This window comes from Pseudocoprococcus catus, from assembly GCF_019734885.1.
Classification (GTDB): domain Bacteria; phylum Bacillota; class Clostridia; order Lachnospirales; family Lachnospiraceae; genus Coprococcus_A; species Coprococcus_A catus.
Window position 1 is genome coordinate 1 of record NZ_JAAXCM010000054.1, and the last position, 746, is coordinate 746.

The window sequence follows — 746 nt, forward strand, 5'->3', positions numbered from 1 at the left end:
TGTCTGTAACTTTCCTGCTACGATTTTTCTCATACCAGCCGCCTCCTTTCCGTCTGATTTTTTCTATTTTAAATTATCTTTGATAATCTAAAACCTTTCCTTAATAATACGGTACCGCATCTATCTCTTCGATCACTTCCGGCTTTTCTTCCAAAATGCTGTAATACGAAATCAGTTCTCCTTTTGTGGCATACCTGTGAGCACCGCAGACTTTTTCTTTCCTCTCCATATCAATTCCTTCTGCTTCATAACATGCTGCATAACAAAGTCCGCACAGGTTTCTCGCCCAACATTCATTGCATCTCGTGATGGATTTCTCATCGTATTCTTCGATATAATATTTCTTTATCCTTTCCAGATCTGCCCCTTCAAACACATTTCCTATATCCGGTGCATCTCCGGTTTTTTCGCACAAAAGGAATTTTCCATCTGTCTTCACATATACTCTCTGGTTCCCAGGAATACAGCAGCCGTTTCTTCTGAGGTCCTTGCACGGTTCCTGTGTCTGTCTTCGGTTATGTATCCGTACCAGTTTATCCGTTACAATCCCTGCCACATAACTTTTGGGATCCTGCTCTTCTAAATCCCTTGTCAGTGCCCAGCCTTCAATGGCATCTAATGTAAAGCCGTCCAATTCTTCCCCGACAAACTCCCCATCCCCTGCATACTCCATGGAAATATCTTCTTCTCTTACACTTCCGTATTCTACATAATCACACTTTTTCACCATTTCTTTTGGCAGCCAG

Annotated in this window: 1 pseudogene; it reads right to left on the reverse strand. The window is 42.1% G+C overall.

Annotated elements, in window-relative coordinates:
• Nucleotides 1–100: 100 nt before the first annotated feature.
• Nucleotides 101–746, reverse strand: a pseudogene (locus HED67_RS14740) (RumMC family radical SAM sactipeptide maturase); the annotation flags it as partial.